General features: G+C 54.5%; 16 protein-coding genes. 9 read left to right on the forward strand and 7 right to left on the reverse strand.

The features are described from left to right. The first annotated feature begins 47 nt into the window (after positions 1 to 47). Both BUA85_RS05160 and BUA85_RS05165 read left to right on the forward strand, forming a co-directional pair. Entirely contained in the window at positions 48 to 1,055 is a 1,008-nt protein-coding gene (locus tag BUA85_RS05160; protein ID WP_072899782.1) for an ABC transporter permease, read from the forward strand. Continuing rightward, entirely contained in the window at positions 1,048 to 2,001 is a 954-nt protein-coding gene (locus BUA85_RS05165) for an ABC transporter permease (RefSeq protein ID WP_072899783.1), read from the forward strand. The genes BUA85_RS05160 and BUA85_RS05165 overlap by 8 nt, the downstream gene beginning before the upstream one ends. On the opposite strand, the gene BUA85_RS05170 is transcribed toward BUA85_RS05165, so the two are convergent. Beyond that, entirely contained in the window at positions 1,998 to 3,278 is a 1,281-nt protein-coding gene (locus BUA85_RS05170) for a DUF3422 family protein (RefSeq protein WP_072899784.1), read from the reverse strand. The genes BUA85_RS05165 and BUA85_RS05170 overlap by 4 nt on opposite strands. A 159-nt stretch (positions 3,279 to 3,437) precedes the next feature. Between BUA85_RS05170 and BUA85_RS05175 the strand changes: the two genes are divergently transcribed. Then, entirely contained in the window at positions 3,438 to 3,980 is a 543-nt protein-coding gene (locus tag BUA85_RS05175) for a pseudouridine synthase (RefSeq protein ID WP_072900425.1), read from the forward strand. A 2-nt stretch (positions 3,981 to 3,982) separates the two neighbouring features. Here the strand turns inward: BUA85_RS05175 and BUA85_RS05180 are convergent, their stop codons facing one another. From BUA85_RS05180 to BUA85_RS05195, 4 genes are all read right to left on the reverse strand, one after another. Beyond that, positions 3,983 to 4,669 (reverse strand): hypothetical protein, encoded by a 687-nt coding sequence (locus BUA85_RS05180; protein WP_072899785.1) that lies wholly within the window; start codon positions 4,667 to 4,669, stop codon positions 3,983 to 3,985. A 180-nt stretch (positions 4,670 to 4,849) separates the two neighbouring features. Continuing rightward, entirely contained in the window at positions 4,850 to 6,304 is a 1,455-nt protein-coding gene (locus BUA85_RS05185) for an NAD(P)(+) transhydrogenase (Re/Si-specific) subunit beta (protein WP_072899786.1), read from the reverse strand. Between the two features lie 13 nt (positions 6,305 to 6,317). Then, the gene (locus tag BUA85_RS05190; RefSeq protein ID WP_072899787.1) at positions 6,318 to 7,898 is read right to left on the reverse strand and encodes a Re/Si-specific NAD(P)(+) transhydrogenase subunit alpha; all 1,581 of its coding nucleotides are present in this window, start codon (positions 7,896 to 7,898) and stop codon (positions 6,318 to 6,320) included. Between the two features lie 105 nt (positions 7,899 to 8,003). Further along, a complete protein-coding gene (locus BUA85_RS05195; RefSeq protein ID WP_242648991.1) occupies positions 8,004 to 8,411 on the reverse strand; it encodes a methyltransferase family protein in 408 nt (135 codons plus the stop codon). A 102-nt stretch (positions 8,412 to 8,513) separates the two neighbouring features. Between BUA85_RS05195 and BUA85_RS05200 the strand changes: the two genes are divergently transcribed. Next, a complete protein-coding gene (locus BUA85_RS05200) occupies positions 8,514 to 9,272 on the forward strand; it encodes an SDR family NAD(P)-dependent oxidoreductase (RefSeq protein ID WP_072899789.1) in 759 nt (252 codons plus the stop codon). Here BUA85_RS05200 and BUA85_RS16680 read toward each other — a convergent pair. Next, positions 9,269 to 9,631 carry a hypothetical protein gene (locus BUA85_RS16680; protein WP_131802768.1) on the reverse strand — a complete coding sequence of 121 codons (363 nt, stop codon included), beginning with the start codon at positions 9,629 to 9,631 and terminating at the stop codon, positions 9,269 to 9,271. The genes BUA85_RS05200 and BUA85_RS16680 overlap by 4 nt on opposite strands. 112 nt (positions 9,632 to 9,743) lie before the next feature. Beyond that, the gene (locus BUA85_RS05205) at positions 9,744 to 10,589 is read right to left on the reverse strand and encodes a YihY/virulence factor BrkB family protein (protein WP_072899790.1); all 846 of its coding nucleotides are present in this window, start codon (positions 10,587 to 10,589) and stop codon (positions 9,744 to 9,746) included. A 161-nt stretch (positions 10,590 to 10,750) separates the two neighbouring features. Here BUA85_RS05205 and BUA85_RS05210 point away from each other — a divergent pair, with 161 nt between their 5' ends. From BUA85_RS05210 to BUA85_RS05230, 5 genes are all read left to right on the forward strand, one after another. Further along, entirely contained in the window at positions 10,751 to 11,383 is a 633-nt protein-coding gene (locus BUA85_RS05210) for a nucleoside/nucleotide kinase family protein (RefSeq protein ID WP_072899791.1), read from the forward strand. Positions 11,384 to 11,436: 53 nt separating this feature from the next. Further along, positions 11,437 to 13,062, forward strand: a complete 1,626-nt coding sequence (locus BUA85_RS05215) for an alpha-D-glucose phosphate-specific phosphoglucomutase (protein ID WP_072899792.1) — start codon at positions 11,437 to 11,439, stop codon at positions 13,060 to 13,062. Between the two features lie 80 nt (positions 13,063 to 13,142). Further along, positions 13,143 to 13,766: a paraquat-inducible protein A gene (locus BUA85_RS05220; RefSeq protein ID WP_072899793.1), complete on the forward strand. Its 624-nt coding sequence runs from the start codon at positions 13,143 to 13,145 to the stop codon at positions 13,764 to 13,766. Continuing rightward, on the forward strand, positions 13,736 to 14,368 hold the full coding sequence (locus tag BUA85_RS05225) for a paraquat-inducible protein A (protein WP_072899794.1): 633 nt from the start codon (positions 13,736 to 13,738) through the stop codon (positions 14,366 to 14,368). The genes BUA85_RS05220 and BUA85_RS05225 overlap by 31 nt, the downstream gene beginning before the upstream one ends. Further along, positions 14,365 to 16,809, forward strand: a complete 2,445-nt coding sequence (locus BUA85_RS05230) for a PqiB family protein (RefSeq protein ID WP_072899795.1) — start codon at positions 14,365 to 14,367, stop codon at positions 16,807 to 16,809. The genes BUA85_RS05225 and BUA85_RS05230 overlap by 4 nt, the downstream gene beginning before the upstream one ends. Positions 16,810 to 16,811 lie beyond the last annotated feature (2 nt).

A 16,811-nucleotide genomic window follows, 5' to 3' on the forward strand; every position in this document is an offset into this window, starting at 1 on the left:
GGCCCCACCCATTCCTTCCCTTCAAAGACATGACCTAAGGCGCCTTTATGCTGACATTCACGATCAGACGATTGCTGCTGTCGATCCCGACGCTTTTGTTCATCGCTTTGGTTATTTTCCTTTTGTTGGAACTCGCCCCCGGCGATCCGATGGGACAAATGCCGTTGACTATCCCGGACGAAGTCAAACAGAAGATGCGCGAAGCGCTCGGGCTGGGTGAACCTTGGTATACGCGCTTTAGCCTCTGGCTATATCAGTTCTTCATCGTAGAACCGCAGTATTGGATTGACGGTATCTTTGGCACGAACTTTGCCGACGGCGCGCAGCGGATCATCAGCTTCCAGTCGCGTAGCCCTGTGTTCGACACCATTGCAGAACGTATCCCACAAACGCTTTGGGTCGTTGGCATGTCATACATCGTGGGCGTTCTAATCGCGTTACCGATCGGGATTATTTCTGCCTATAAGCAATATTCTGTCTTTGATCAATGCGGGACGTTTGTGACGATGATCGGGTTTTCCATCCCGCCATTCTTCACCGGCCCTTTGCTAATCTTCATCTTCTCCGTACAGCTTGGTTGGTTGCCATCGATCTATGACACCACTTTGGTCGTGGATGACTGGGAGAGCTTTAAGCAGCAGTTCAAGCAGATGATCATGCCGGTGATGGTTTTAGCTTTGCAAACAACTGCGCAAATCGCCCGCTACATGCGCGCATCCATGCTCGATAACCTCGGGCAAGACTATGTGCGTACGGCCCGCGCGAAGGGCATGAAAGAGAGCGTCGTCGTGATGAAGCACGTGCTGCGCAACTCTATGATCCCTGTTGTGACCGTTATCGCGTTGGGTATCCCCGCGATCTTCGGCGGCGCGATCATTACTGAACAGGTGTTTAAGGTGAACGGTATTGGTCAGCTTTTGATCATCGCCATCCAGGGCAGCGACATCCCAATGGTGATGACAATCACGTTCCTATTCGCGGTATTGATCGTTCTGTTCAACTTGATTGCCGATGTGCTTTACGGCGTCCTAGACCCGAGGATCCGCTATGACTGATCAGGCCACAGTAGATCGTATCGAGAACAGCGTCTCCCGCAGCCAGTGGTGGGATGTCTGGGATCAATTCAAATCGCACAAAGGCGCGATGGCAGGGCTATTTTTTCTTGTCTCAATTACACTCTTTGTGGTGATCGGGCCTTGGCTGTGGCAGGTTGACCCGACAAAGCTGGACATTCGGAGCAAAGATATCCGTCCTATCTATACCGCGCTTTGGAATGGTGACGCAAAGGTGAGTTGGTCTCATCCGCTTGGGACTGACAACCTTGGCCGAGACATCATGGCAAACCTGATGCAGGGCGGACGGATCAGTTTGGCCGTGGGCTGGACAGCGATGATCCTTGCCGTGTTCTTAGGAACAACAGTCGGTGTTTTGGCGGGTTATTTCCGCCGGCTCGATGGCATCCTGATGCGATTCACCGATCTGATGCTGGCATTGCCTTTGCTGCCTCTACTGCTCGTGATGATGCTTCTTTTCCGCGACTCCTTGCGCGCTGCTCTTGGGCCAGAACAGGGTATATTCGTGCTTGTGGTTGTCGGGATCGGCATAACGAGTTGGATGCAAACCGCGCGGATCGTGCGTGGTGATATTCTGGCCATTAAAGAACGTGAATTTGTGCTCGCGGCACGGTCAATCGGGACACCGTCCGGCAAGATGATCACGCGCCACCTTTTGCCGAACGTTCTTTCCCCGATCATGGTGTCCGCGACACTTGGGTTGGCGACGGCGATTATCACAGAAAGTGCTTTGTCCTTCCTTGGATTGGGCTTCCCGCCCGACTTTGCGACGTGGGGCAAAATCCTGAATGATAGTGTTCCGCGCATGGTGAACTTCCCAGAGCGAGTGATCCTACCAGGGATGATGATCTCACTGACCGTTTTGAGCGTGAACTATATCGGTGACGGACTGCGCGACGCCTTAGATCCGAGGTTGCGCGGTCGTTAAGAAATCCGCTTGTGGATTTGCTTGATCAGCCACCAGACGATCAAAAGAACGATTGGCGTTGCTCCGGCAGCGAGCAAGGTTTTGCTCAAGCCAACGCTTTCTGCGGCTGGGCCAAAGGCATAGACGACCAAATTGACCGCGTAGTAGCTGATCGCGACGACCGAGAGCCCCTCGACCGTGCGTTGGAGCCGAAGCTGTTCGTCAGCACGTTTGTTCATGCTGCTTAACAGCTCTTGGTTTTGGGCGGAGCGATCCACATCGACCTTTGTTCGCAGCAAATCCCCTGCCCTCATTGCCCGATCTGAGAGAGCCTTGAGTCGTGCCTCGGTCGAGGCGACGGTGCGCATTGCAGGATCGAAACGGCGCATCATGAACTCGGCAAAGGTCTGTAGCCCATTGAAGCGTTCTTCGCGCAGTACCTCAATTCGCTGGTTCACGATCCGCGAATAGGCGGCGGTACCACTGAAGCGAAATGCGGATTGGGCGATCATGTTTTCCACGTCGGCGGAGACGGTCAGAAGCGATTGTAGAACCTCATCTGCAGGTCGATCACCCTGCCCCATGTCATGGAGCAATGTGCCCAGTTGTTGTTCCATCGCCCCCATTTTGGGCGACAATGCCCGCGCTCGGGTCAGGCCTAGCATCGACATGGCTTTGTAGGTTTCGATCTCGGTCAGCCGTTGGACAACGCGACCGATCCGACGTGGCCCAGCCCCTTTGCGGGCAAAGACACCGAACCGGATATGACCGCCTTCATCGATGCGGAAATCGCTAGAGACGATCAACTCGTCGTTGAGAACACGACTAATAGCGAGGCTCTCTGGAACAAACCATTCCTCCGTCTTTTGGATGACCGTTTGTTCGTCTTCCAATTCCTCAATTCGGATTAGGGCCGACGTCATTCGGGTGCCGGGCGCGTTGTCTAACCAATCTTCAGGAAACATTCCAAAGGTTTTGGCATCGAACGGCGTGTCTGAGACTCCTTCCCCAAGGATGGTATAGGTCACAAATTCGGTGTGACTTTCCCACTTTAGAAAGTGGCGTCCAATAGACCCCGAATAATGCGTAGCGTCGGGTTGCGGATGAGGTGCCCCGTATCGGTCAAGCAAAGCAAGGAGGTGCTCTCGATCCGTATTGCGATCACGTGCGACGGCGTTATCCGCCCTCTTGATAGCTAGGTAAGCCGCACGACCTGGCGCTTTTATGATCGGAAACGGACGGGCGTGGAGTTCATTCGCCAAAGCGTAGCGTTGGGGGTGATCTTCAATCGGCGGCATTGTGCATCGTCCTTTGGTCTTGACTCATCTACTGCAAAATAAAAAACATTTCAAGTTTTTTTCATTTAATTCCAATAAGTTAAAAGGATGCAATTGTATACCGAAAAAGAGCGGCTAAATACAGTTGCCCTTTTGCGCACTGCACCGTTAAGTCGTCACATGGCCAAACTAGTCCTGTTCAACAAACCATTTGATGTGCTGTCACAGTTTACCGACGCAAAAAGCCCTACTCCGCGGCGAACGTTGTCGGATTTCATCGATATCCCAAAGGTTTACCCAGCTGGTCGTTTGGATCGGGATAGCGAGGGATTGTTGCTGCTAACGGACGACGGGCGGCTACAGGCGAAGATCAGCAATCCGAAATCAAAGATGAACAAAACCTACCTTGTGCAGGTCGAGGGCGATCCTTCGAATAAGGATTTGCAGCCTTTGAGGGATGGTGTGTACCTCAAAGATGGCCCGACAAGCCCGGCAAAGGTCGAATTGATTGATCCCCCAGAGCTGTGGGACCGCGATCCTCCCGTCAGGTATCGCAAATCGATTCCCGATCGCTGGGTTTCAATAACAATTCATGAAGGCCGAAACCGACAAGTGCGGCGCATGACGGCGCATGTCGGTTTTCCAACGCTTCGGCTGGTCCGATGGCGGATCGGTGACTGGACCGTTGAGGGATTAGACCAAGGCGCTTGGCGCGAGGCCTAGCGCTACTCTGTCGGAAAGAAGCTTTCCCCAATCACATGGGCCGTCGCACCGTTTAGGCCAACGCCAGTTGTGATCGTCGGGTTTGTGTCGGTCGCATCGATCGCCTTGATCGGATTGCGATCGCCGGGATTAGCGCGGGTCCCACGGAATATCCCATCCATGGTCCCGCTCAGCTCGACATCGTTTGGACCGACGAGCAGATCAGCCTCATAGTCGAGCGAGAAATTATTCGGATTTGCGCCCCCCACAGAACCGCCCGTGAAGGTAAAGTCTCCCAAAACGCCGGTGACGTTATTGCTGGCGCCGGTAGCTATCATGTTCGTGATGGCGCCGCTGAATTGGTCGTTCTCAAAGTCGACCACAACGCGCGCGTCACCAAGAACCGACAGATCGGGAGAGGTCGAAGGAGCAAAATCTAAATCCACGCCGCCGTAGCCTTTAAACACCACCGTGCGGTCGTCTGGAATCGCTGTGAACCGCGACCCTGCGAAGCCTTGCACGCGTTCGCGCTGTTCCTCGGCTGAGTTGAGGACAGGTTGGAGGTCGGAGAAGTTGGGCGAGCTGTTCGCACTAAGAACACCGCCAAATGTCGGGGCGCCTGTGCTGATTGCACCACCGCCGCAAGCGGCCAGCGCGGCGAGTGATGTGGCCGCCAAAGCAGCGCGAACTGTTGATCTCACTTGGGTCATATCTGCTCGTTCCCCAATCATGGTTAACGGCTGTTTGACTGATGGGAGTGGCGTAAAGAAGATCAAATCGTGACCATTGATTGACCACGATTGCGAAACAGTGGCGGGATTAGCTCCGAAACTAGAAACAAAAAACGCCGCAGTTTTGGCTGCGGCGTTTTTGATTTCATTTGGCTTAGATCAGTCGATCTTGGGCAGCAAGCTGTCCAAGGACGCTTTCGCATCACCATAGAACATGCGCGTGTTCTCTTTGAAGAACAGCGGGTTTTCGATGCCGGAGTAGCCAGTGCCCTGGCCGCGCTTTGAGACGAAGACCTGCTTGGCTTTCCAGCATTCCAGAACCGGCATCCCTGCGATTGGGGAGTTCGGATCGTCTTGCGCCGCTGGATTTACGATGTCGTTGGAGCCGATCACGATGGCGACGTCCGTATCTGGGAAGTCGTCGTTGATCTCGTCCATTTCCATCACGATGTCATAAGGCACTTTGGCTTCCGCCAAGAGCACGTTCATGTGCCCCGGCAGACGCCCTGCCACAGGGTGGATCGCAAAGCGCACCTCTTTGCCCTTAGCGCGCAGCTTGCGGACCAGTTCGGCCACGGCTGTTTGCGCCTGAGCCACCGCCATGCCGTAGCCTGGGATGATGATAACGCTATCCGCTTCGTTCAGAGCGGTTGCAACACCGTCGGCGTCGATCGCAACCTGTTCACCTTCCACGGCCATCTGCTCACCCGTGGCGCCGCCGAAGCCGCCAAGGATGACAGAGACGAAGGAGCGGTTCATCGCTTTACACATGATGTAGGAAAGGATCGCACCGGAAGAGCCGACGAGGGCACCAACAACGATCAGAAGGTCGTTGCCGAGGCTGAAACCAATCGCCGCCGCCGCCCAGCCGGAGTAGCTGTTTAGCATAGAGACAACGACAGGCATATCCGCGCCGCCGATGCCCATGATCAGGTGGTAGCCGATGAAGAGCGCGAGAAGTGTCAGCAAGAACAACGCGCCAAAGCCACCGCCGTTGAAGTACCAAATCGCGAAGATGATGGACAGAGCTGCTGCGCCTGCGTTCAGCATGTGACCGCCTGGGAACTGCTTTGCTGCCGTATCGATCTTGAAAGGCAACAGCGATGAGTTGCCGGAGAGCTTGCCATAGGCGATGACGGAACCCGTGAAGGTGACGGCGCCGATCCAGACACCCAAGACCAATTCGATCTGGAGAATGGTGATCTCAATCGGCGTTTTCTTTGCGACAAGTTCCGCAAAAGAACCGGTCACGGTGTCACCCGCTGCTTTCAAATCCGCTACCTGAGTGATGGTGAAATCAGCGTTGAAGCCAACAAAAACCGCCGCCAAACCAACGAGCGAGTGCATGATCGCGACGAGTTCTGGCATCTGGGTCATTTGGACCTTGGTGGCAAGTTGATAGCCAACGACTGCGCCGCCCGCGATCAGGACGAGGGAGGCGAGCCAGAGGCCGGAGCCTGGGCCGAAGAGTGTGGCCAGCACAGCAATTGCCATACCGACGATGCCGTACCAAACGGCGCGTTTCGCGCTTTCCTGCCCTGACAAACCGCCAAGGGAAAGGATGAAGAGGATCGCCGCGACGACATAGGCCGCGATTGTAAATGCGTTTTCCATTGTCCTCTACTCCTTAAGACTTCTGGAACATGGCGAGCATGCGCCGTGTCACGAGGAACCCACCAAAGATGTTCACCGATGCCATAAAGACGCCGAGCCCCGCTAAGATGGTCACAAGTGCACTGGTCGATCCGATCTGGATCAGCGCGCCGAGGATGATGATTGATGAGATCGCGTTTGTGACCGCCATCAGTGGTGTGTGCAGCGAGTGCGCCACGTTCCAGATCACCTGGAATCCGATGAAGACAGACAGGACGAAGACGATAAAGTGCTGCATGAAGCTTGCAGGCATACCTGGGATCAGGCCGATCCCGAGGATCAATGCACCCATGCCACCCAAAAGCATAACCTGTTGTTTGGTTTGCTGTTTGAAGGCTTCTGCTTCTGCCGCGCGTTTTTCTTCTGGCGTCAGTTCCGGCGCCACCTCTTTCTTGGGTTGCGCTGCAATCGCAGCAACCTTTGGCGGTGGCGGTGGGAATGTAATCTCACCTTGGTGCGTTGCTGTCGCACCACGGATCACGTCATCTTCCATGTCGTGGTTAGGCGTGCCGTCTTTTTCCGGTGTCAGGTCAGACATCATGTGACGAATGTTCGTCGCATAAAGCGTCGAAGACTGCGCGGCCATCCGGCTTGGGAAATCCGTATAACCCACAATTGTCACGCCGTTGTCGGTGACGACCTTCTCATCCATCACGGTGCCGTCGGCGTTGCCACCGCGCTCAGCAGCCAAGTCAACGATGACAGACCCCGGTTTCATGCTGTCGATCATGTCTTGCAGCCAAAGCTTTGGCGCGTCACGGCCCGGGACCAGGGCTGTGGTGATGACGATGTCCATATCTGGCGCCAGTTCGCGGAACTTGGCAAGCTGAGCTTCGCGGAATTCTGGCGAAGAGACGGAGGCGTAGCCGCCTGTTGCGGCCCCATCTTGCTGTTCTTCTTCAAAGTCGAGGAAGACGAATTCAGCCCCCATGGATTCGACCTGCTCTGCCACTTCTGGGCGCACATCGAAAGCATAGGTAATTGCACCGAGAGATGTTGCGGTACCGATCGCCGCAAGCCCCGCCACACCAGCACCAACAACCAACACCTTCGCTGGTGGAACCTTACCAGCAGCCGTGACCTGACCTGTGAAGAACCGGCCGAAGTTGTTACCTGCTTCAATGACCGCGCGGTAACCTGCGATGTTCGCCATAGACGACAGCGCGTCCATTTTCTGCGCACGGCTGATACGTGGCACCATATCCATCGCAATGACGGTTGCGCCTTGCTTATTGGCCGCTTCCATCAGCTTTTCGTTCTGACCCGGATAGAAGAAAGAGATCAGAGTTTGACCTTCGCGCAGGCGCTTAATCTCTTTGTCTTCTGGCGGACGAACCTTTGCGACAATGTCGGCGGCTTTGAACAAAGCAGCGCCGGTTTTTACGACTTCGACACCCGCCTCTTTATAGGCAGCGTCGGAGAAACCAGCAGCAGCACCTGCGCCCGTCTCAATCACACAGTCATAACCAAGCTTTTGAAGGTCTTTTGCGGACGCAGGCGTCATTGCGACGCGATCTTCGCCCTCGAATATCTCTTTTGGTGAGCCGATTTTCACGGGTCATCCCCTTTTTCAATAGGAACTGGGTAGCGGTGGATTATAGCGCGCAATAATATTTCACAAGGGATCAGGCGCGGGAAATTATACCGATTGCGCTAACGATCAGAGCCAACGTCGCGTCTTTTCAGCGTATTGATCAAATTCTGCGCCAAAATGTTCTTTCATCCGCGCCTCTTCCGGAAGGATGAACCTGCGGAGGAGAATGAATTGGAACAAAAACACCAATGGAACAGCGAGTGGTGCGTTCCAGCGTAGGATCAGCCTGGAGAGAATAAATATGTCACCCAAGTAAATTGGATTTCGGGTCAGAGCGAAAACACCTTCCGTCACGAGGGCATTCGGCGACATATGGGGAATCGGTGTGGTTCGATGGGCTTGCATGCGCAGGACAGCCAAAACCATGAGGATCAGCCCAACTGCCACCATGGCAGCCCCGATCCATTGCGCTATGCCGTAGCCAAAACTCAAGGCGCCGAGTGGTCCTCGAGAGTGCCACGTCAAAAAAGCCATTCCGGCGAGCCAAACTGGAGGAATGTCGAGCCACTTCATATCAGTGAGTTTACCAAGTGATCACCGCTTGTCACGGCATTCCGAAGAGGCCACGATACAGGTATGCAGATTGAAAACACACACGCACTGATCACCGGCGGCGGCACGGGCATTGGGCTCGACATAGCGTTGGCTTTGGCGAAACAAGGCGCTCAGGTCACGATCACCGGCCGCCGAGCGGAGGTTTTGGAACAGGCCGCCGAGCAGTCGGAGAATCTCTTTCCATTGGTCATGGATGTGAGCGACGAAGGCTCGGTTCGTGAAGGGGTCGCAGAGGCTGCGGCGTTACGTGGGCCGGTCGAGATTTGTGTGGCCAATGCTGGGATCGCGGAGGGAAAACCCTTTGCCAAGGTCACGATGGACGATTGGCGTCGGATGATGGCGACCAATCTGGACGGGGTGTTTCTAACGCTTCAAGCGGCCCTTGCGACCATTCCGGAAGACCAACCGGGGCGGATGATTGTGATGAGCTCGATTGCAGGGGTGAAAGGTTTGAACCGCGCGGTGCCTTATACCGTGTCAAAGCACGGGATTGTCGGATTGATCCGTGGTTTGGCTTTGGAATACAAAACCCGCCCAGTGACGTTTAACGCGCTCTGCCCGGGTTACGTTGAGACGGACATCGTTCGCCAACAATTGCCGGGTCTGATAGATCGCTTGGGCTTGGACGAGGACGCCGCAAAGGCCGTGTTTGCCGCAGGGAATGAGCATGATCGCCTATTGCAGGTCGATGAAATCACTGGTGCCGCGTTGTGGTTATGCTCAGAGGGCGCCCGAAGCGTGAATGGCCAGACGATCGAAATCGCTGGCGGTCAGGTCTAAGTCTCTACTTGCACAATGCCTTCGGCGGTTGTGGTTTGGCCTGACGCGTCGGTTGTCATCGCTTTGACAGGAATTTCAATTGTTCCGGCCGGCACTTGAATATCTACAAAGGCTGCGGACCATTGACCATTCTCGTCAGACGGCACCGAGAGCGCCTGTCCTGCGATCGTTACCAAAACAGTTACGTTTGGTTCTGATAGTCCGTTGACCGTTATCCCATGCCCTCTGCTAGGTGTCGGTTGCGGTCGCTGTGTTCGGCGCGCGAAGTCAGAAACCCACCTTCGGCCACGTTCGCTTACATTTGATACAGGATTCGACCGCCCAGACCACGGGCGCGGATTCACGTCCACTGCCGTCATTCTTGTTGCTCCGCCTCAATGCGCGTCCCTTATTTTTTTGTGGGATCACGTCGTTTTGTTGAGGTGAGCTTAGCGCGGGCGATTCGCCAAATCTAGTTTTTTCTTTAAGCAGTTAGTCCACACTCCTACCCGTTAGGCCGCCATACACATGAACATTCAATGCGGCACCTAAGAGGATGAGGAACGACGCCATGTAGACCCAAAGCAGCAAGGCGATGACGGCTCCGATTGAACCATAGATTTCGTTATATCTGCCGAAATTCGCGAGGTAATAGGTTAGGCCTGACGACGCTGCGACGAACATCACAATCACAAAACCCGCACCGGCAGTGACCCACCTGATCCGAGCGTCCTTTTGATTTGGTCCGAAACGATAAAGCAGGCTCAGGGCGGCAAAAAGAACGCTCAGCCCAATGACCCAACGCATGATTTCTAAGCGTAGCGCGCCATCACCTGTCCATGGAAAGAAGGTCAAAATGATTGGCGCAAAGACGAAGAGCCCAATTGCCACGAGCGCCATCGCCATAAGAATGACTGTTAGCCCTAGCGCGAACACGGCCTGAAAGACACCATTCCTCGGCGGCTCATCGGCTATTGCGTTAAGACCACGCACCAACCCCGAAACCCCTGCCCGCGCTGACCAGATCGCAAGAGTCGTCGAAACAAACGTTGCCCAACCAAGAGTTTCACTGCTTGCGCCCAACAGTCGGGAGATTTGATCCCAAATCATGTTGTAGATCGGCTCCGGAATGAGTTCTTCGAAATACTGAAATTGGTCAGCAACAACGGTCGGATCTGCAACAAGCCCGAAAATTGCAATGACTGCTGCAATTCCGGGGAAAATTGAAAAAACTCCGAAAAAAGACACACCAGCGGCGATGAAGGCAAGCTGCCTGTCCCCCGCGGTCTGCAAGACAGCCCACGCAAGGTCGTAGCCTTTAACGAAGAAATTGCGCACTCAGCTGAAAATCCCTTGTTTTGATTAACCCTAAGGAACTCCAATGCTGTTTTCCAGCAAGCCTTTGCCCAGAAAGTGAGAATTTGAGCTTTTGTGGTCGCCCGACTCACTTCGGACCGCTAACGTGTGTCCAATAACAAAGCAGTGCAGGCAAAAGTCTCGTGAAAGACATAACCAATCACGTCAATTTATTGGCGGACCGTATCTATGCGCTTCGCCCAAACAATCCGCGGCTGCTTGTGGCTCTTTCCGGTGCGCCTGGCTCCGGGAAATCGACGCTGGCAAGTGAGTTGTCCCGCCGCTTGACGCTTCAGAAATGTGTGAATGTTGTGGTTCCGATGGACGGGTTTCATCTGGACAATTCGCTGCTTGAAGCCCACGGGCTGCTGGCACGCAAAGGCGCGCCAGAAACCTTTGATGTTGCTGGCTTTATTCGCATGATCAATGCGTTGCGACGCGGAGATAATGTCGTTGCGCCTACTTTTGACCGTGCCCGCGACATCGCTATCGCTGGCGCAATCCACGTCCCGCCGGAATGTCCTGTCGTAATCTTAGAAGGGAATTACCTTCTCTTCGACGAGGCCCCTTGGTCTGCCTTGCAGCAGGCTTGGGATATCTCAGCCTTCTTGGACGTTCCAATGCCAGAAATAAGAGCGCGGTTGATTCAGAGATGGTTGAGCCTGAATCTGAGCCGCGCAGCTGCAACGCGCCGCGCGGAAAGCAACGATATTCCTAACGCACAACGCGTGATTGGAGCCCCACTAACCGCCGATTTCACCTTGACCGGCCTTTAGCCCAGGGGCCATGTCTGCGGTAACTGTTTCGAAATGTTTTTGATTAAAATTCTATGACTATGATACCTACCTCACCCATCGTCGGGCAGAAACCAGGCACGTCTGGCCTGCGCAAGAAAACACGCGTGTTCATGGAAACGCCTTTTCTGCAGAACTACGTTCAATCCATCTTTAACGGCATTGGCGGCATCGAAGGAAAGACACTGGTTCTGGGCGGCGACGGCCGTTACTTCAACACAGAAGCCATTCAAATCATTATGAAAATGGCCGCCGCGAATGGTGCAAAGAAAGTCATCGTCGGTCAAAATGGGTTATTGTCGACACCTGCAGCCTCGCATCTTATTCGGATGCATAAATCTGATGGCGGATTGATCCTATCAGCGAGCCATAATCCTGGCGGCATCGATGCGGACTTTGGGCTCAAGTATAACATGCCGAATGGTGGGCCTGCCGTCGAAGCAGTCACCGCGAAGATCGTTCAAGCAACAGAAGCTATTGATTACTACAAAATAACAGACGCTTCTGACATCGACCTTGCTGAAATTAGGCAAACGACCCTTGGTGACATGAAGATTGACGTTGTTAGCCCGACTGATGACTACATTGAAATGATGGCGCAACTCTTTGATCTTGATGAGATTAAAAGGCTTCTGAAGTCAGACTTTCGAATGGTCTTTGACGCGATGCACGCCGTTACGGGGCCTTATGCAAAGGCGCTCTTAGAAGATCATCTAGGCGCGCCTGCGGGCACAGTGATCAATGCGACCCCAAGCCTAGATTTTAATAAAGGTCATCCTGATCCAAACCCCGTTTGGGCGACGGAGTTGATGGGACTAATGACGGGCGATACGCCTCCCGATTTTGGCGCTGCGAGCGATGGCGACGGGGATCGCAATATGATCGTTGGTACGAACATGTATATCAGCCCCTCTGACAGCCTCGCCGTTTTGGCAGCCCATGCCGAAGCCGCTCCGGCATTTCGTGATGGTTTGGTCGGCGTGGCGCGATCGATGCCCACTTCGAGCGCTGTCGATCGTGTTGCCGCCGCCAAGGGTTTGAAATGTTTCGAAACCCCAACAGGGTGGAAGTTCTTTGGTAACCTATTGGACGCAGGCGAAGTCCGTTTATGCGGAGAAGAAAGCGCAGGCACAGGCGGCGACCATGTCCGAGAGAAAGATGGACTATGGGCTGTTATGCTTTGGTTGAATATCCTCTCCAAAACAAAGAGTTCCGTGCCAGATCTTATGTCGAACCATTGGAAGACTTACGGGCGGAACTACTACTCCAGACACGATTATGAAGCGATCCCGACCGAGACCGCTGATGGGATTATGGGCGTGCTTCGCGGTAAGTTGGGTGTATTGCCGGGCCAGAGTTTTGGTGGGTTGCGCGTGATCTCGGCGGACGAATTTGCCTATGACGATCCGATTGACCACAGCCGCTCCACTGGTCAGGGGCTGCGTATTTCTCTCGAAGACGATGCTCGCATTGTTTTCCGCCTTTCCGGTACGGGTACCGAAGGTGCAACTATTCGGGTCTACCTAGAACGGCTGGAACTAGATCATGCCAAACTAAGCCTAGACCCTCAGATCGCGCTTTCAGCCGTGATCGAGGCAGCCGAAGACCTGTCTGGCATTAAATCGCGCACTGGCAGACAGGCGCCAAACGTGATTACCTGAACGTTCGGTTAAGCACCTTTGGCCATGGAACTTTGTGCTTGGAACGACTACTTTCAAAGTAGCTGTCGTTTGGATCAATTATGTCGCTTCCTCCGCTTGAAGATTTGGTTGCTTGCTCGCAGTGTGACACATTGCACAACGCAATGACGCTGTCTGAAGGCGAGACCGCGGCATGCCGCCAATGCGGTACGCCTTTGATGACATCGCGGTCCTCTGCCCTCGCGCGCGTTTTGAGTCTTGCGTTGACGTCGGTGGTTTTGATGATCGCCGCTATCAGCTTTCCGTTCCTCGACTTAGATGTTCAAGGGCGACAAAGCGGTACATCGGTCATTGGCGCGGTTCTAGCCTTCCAAAGCTCATGGGGATTTCCATTAGCAATCGCTGTTGCAGGATTCATCATCATCCTCCCACTGACCCGATTGATTGCACTGATCTACGCAATTGGCCCTTTGACACGCGGCGCGAAACCACGCCGCTATGCAAGGCAGGCCTTTGCGCTGGCTGAGCGTTTACGCCCGTGGTCGATGGTCGAAATTTTCATGGTGGGCGTGACAGTCGCTCTGATTAAAGTCGCCGGACTGGCCACTGTCACCATTGGCCCCGCGTTTTGGGCATTCGCAGCGCTCGTGGTCATCACGGTTCTCAAAGATCAATTGATTTGCAGGTATTCGATTTGGGAAGAACTGGACACAGCGCGGGCTTGACCACGGCGCGCGAGGCCGGCCTTGTCGCCTGTCGCCGGTGCGGGCAAGTGGAGGTGATCAGTGCGCCTCACTGCCAGCGCTGTGGCTCCGCCCTTCAAAGCCGTGACGAGCGCAGCTTACAGAAGGTTTGGGCTTGGCTGATCGCTGGGATGATCGTTTACATCCCTGCAAACCTTTATCCGATGCTTATAACCCGCTCGCTTGGTCACACCAGCGACAGCACCATCTTTGGTGGTGTGGTCGAATTGGTTGAGCTGGGTAGTTACGACATCGCCTTTGTCGTTTTCTTTGCCTCTGTGGTGATTCCAATCGGAAAATTCATCGCGATCATCTACCTCGCGATCAGCGTGCAGCGCCGGTCTATTTTGAACATGCATCAGCGCCACAAGCTCTATGAAGTCATCGAGTTTATAGGCCGATGGTCGATGATTGACGTCTTTGTGGTCGCCATTCTATCGGCTTTGGTTCAACTCGATTCAATCGCCACAATTAATCCGGGAATTGCCGCTGTAAGCTTTGCGCTGTCGGTGCTATTCACCATGTTAGCCGCGCAGAGTTTTGATCCGCGGCTGATTTGGGATGCGAGCAGGAATACAGAATGAGCGACCCACAAAGAGCTGCTGACATGGACGTGCGTAAGTCGCGCGGCGGTTTGTCGTGGGTCTGGATCGTGCCGGTGATCGCATTGATCGCCTCGCTCTCGGTCGCGTGGCAAAACTACAGCCAGCGCGGCACGTTGATTGACATTATCTTTCAAAGCGCCTCGGGCGTCCGAGCAGGTGAAACTGTGCTCCGCTTTCGCGATGTGGAAGTTGGAACGGTCGAGAAAGTCGCGTTTGACGAAGGTCTGACCGACGTCATCGTTTCGGTCCGCGTAGACAACGAAGTTGCGCCCTACCTCGATGATGATGCACAGTTTTGGGTGGTTCAGCCCGATGTGAGTCTTCGGGGCGTTACCGGACTTGAGACGGTTTTGTCTGGTGTCTTCATCGAAGGGACATGGGACGGCAGCACCGATGTCGCGCAAACTGAATTCTACGGCATGGATTCGGCGCCGCTGACCACCCTCGATCAGCTAGGCACCGCCATCACGCTGCGCACAAGAGATGGGAGCGCGCTTTCAAAGGGTGCGCCGATCCTGCACCGAGGGATACGCGTTGGAACGCTCGAAACCCCGCGCCTATCCGCCAATGGGGAAAATGTCATCGTGGATGGGTTTGTGGACTTCCCGTATGACCGCATCCTGACCACCGCGACCCGTTTTTGGGACACCAGCGGGTTTTCTTTGTCGCTCGGCGCAGGTGGCGTGGAACTTGACGTGAACTCGATTGCGTCTTTGATCGAAGGGGGCGTGGCGTTTGATACCGTGGTGTCTGGTGGGGAGCGGGTATCGCAAGGCTATGTCTTTGATATTTTTGAAGATGAAGAGATCGCGCGCAACAGCGTCTTTGTGAATCCAAACACACCGACAGTTGAGATTGCGGTTCTTTTCGATGACTCGGTCAGCGGGCTGACAAAAGGGTCTGAAGTGCGCTTCCAAGGTATTCGCATCGGCCAAGTCGCTGATTTGAGCGCGATCATTAATGAGATGGACGGCGAGGCCGACGTCCAGTTGCAGGCGATCTTGTCATTGGAAACAAACCGGATCGGCATGGATGCTGATACGACAGAGGAAGAAGCGCTTCAGTTCCTTGCCGACTATGTGGAAAACGGCCTTCGTGCACGTCTCAGTACGGCAAATATTTTGTCCGGCGCTTTGATTGTCGAACTGATCGAAGAGGAAAACGCCACGCCGGCCACTTTGGATATCGACTTGGAACCCTACCCGATCATTCCAACCGCCGACGCTGCAATCGCGGATGTTGCCGAGACGGCCGAAGAAGTTCTGGCTCGTATCGAGCGCTTGCCGATCGAAGAGTTGCTGCAAGGTGCCATCGACCTGATGGCGAGCATTGAGCGGTTGGCCAATGACGAGTCCGTGCGCGACGTCCCGGAAGAATTGGCGAGCTTGCTGAAAGAAACACGAGCGCTTGTAGCGTCAGAGGATGTTCAAGGCATTCCGCCCGACATTCGGGACGCCATCGGTGACTTTGACGGCCTTGTGCAGAGCTTTGTCGCGGCTGAACTAGCGACGCAGCTGACAGACGCTTTGACAGTGACCACTGAGGCTGCGTCCAACATTTCCGATGGTACAGAAAACTTATCGGAGATTTCTGTAGCGCTTGAAGACCTTCTAACGAAGGTAAACGCCCTTGAATTGGCAGCCCTCGTGACCGAGGCGACTTCAACGCTGGACTCCATCGATACGCTCATCGAGAGTGATGAAACACAGGCTCTACCCGCTTCGCTCAACGAAACTTTAGCGGATGCTCGCGCCGTCTTGGTTGAAGCGGAACGCTTCTTGGCGTCGGAAGATTTACAAGCCCTGCCGAGCGATTTGCGCACGACGGTGACGGATTTGAATGCAATTCTTGCTCAAATCCAAGCAGCAGAGTTGGTGTTGAAACTGGATGACGCCATCACGAGCGCCGCGGCGGCCGCTGACAGCATCGAAACCGCCAGCGCTGACTTGCCCGCCATTACGGCAGAACTGCAAAGTTTGGCAGAAAAGGCCAATGCACTGAAAGTTGAGGAGCTGATCGACGAGGCAACCCAGACGCTCGCATCCATTGACGCACTTTTGGGTGCAGACGGTGTCGATGAACTGCCCGAGAACCTCAATTTGTCGCTTGCCGAACTCAGAGGCATTCTGTCCGACCTCCGAACAGGCGGCGCGGTTGAAAATTTGAATTCCGCACTTTCTTCCGCAAGTGGTGCTGCCGAAGCGTTGGAGGATGCAACCGTCGACCTGCCTGATCTCATCGCTAGGGCCAACGCCTTGGTCAGAGAATCGCGAGAAGTTGTCGAGAGCTATAGCAGCCGGTCACGATTTGGCGCTGAGGCCTTGACGACCTTACAAGGAATCCAAGACGCTGCCGACGCAATTTCGGCGCTGGCACGCACGATTCAGCGCAACCCAAGCTCATTGATCCGAGGGCGATAAAG

The organism is Cognatiyoonia sediminum (genome assembly GCF_900129845.1).
Taxonomy (GTDB): Bacteria; Pseudomonadota; Alphaproteobacteria; order Rhodobacterales; family Rhodobacteraceae; genus Cognatiyoonia; species Cognatiyoonia sediminum.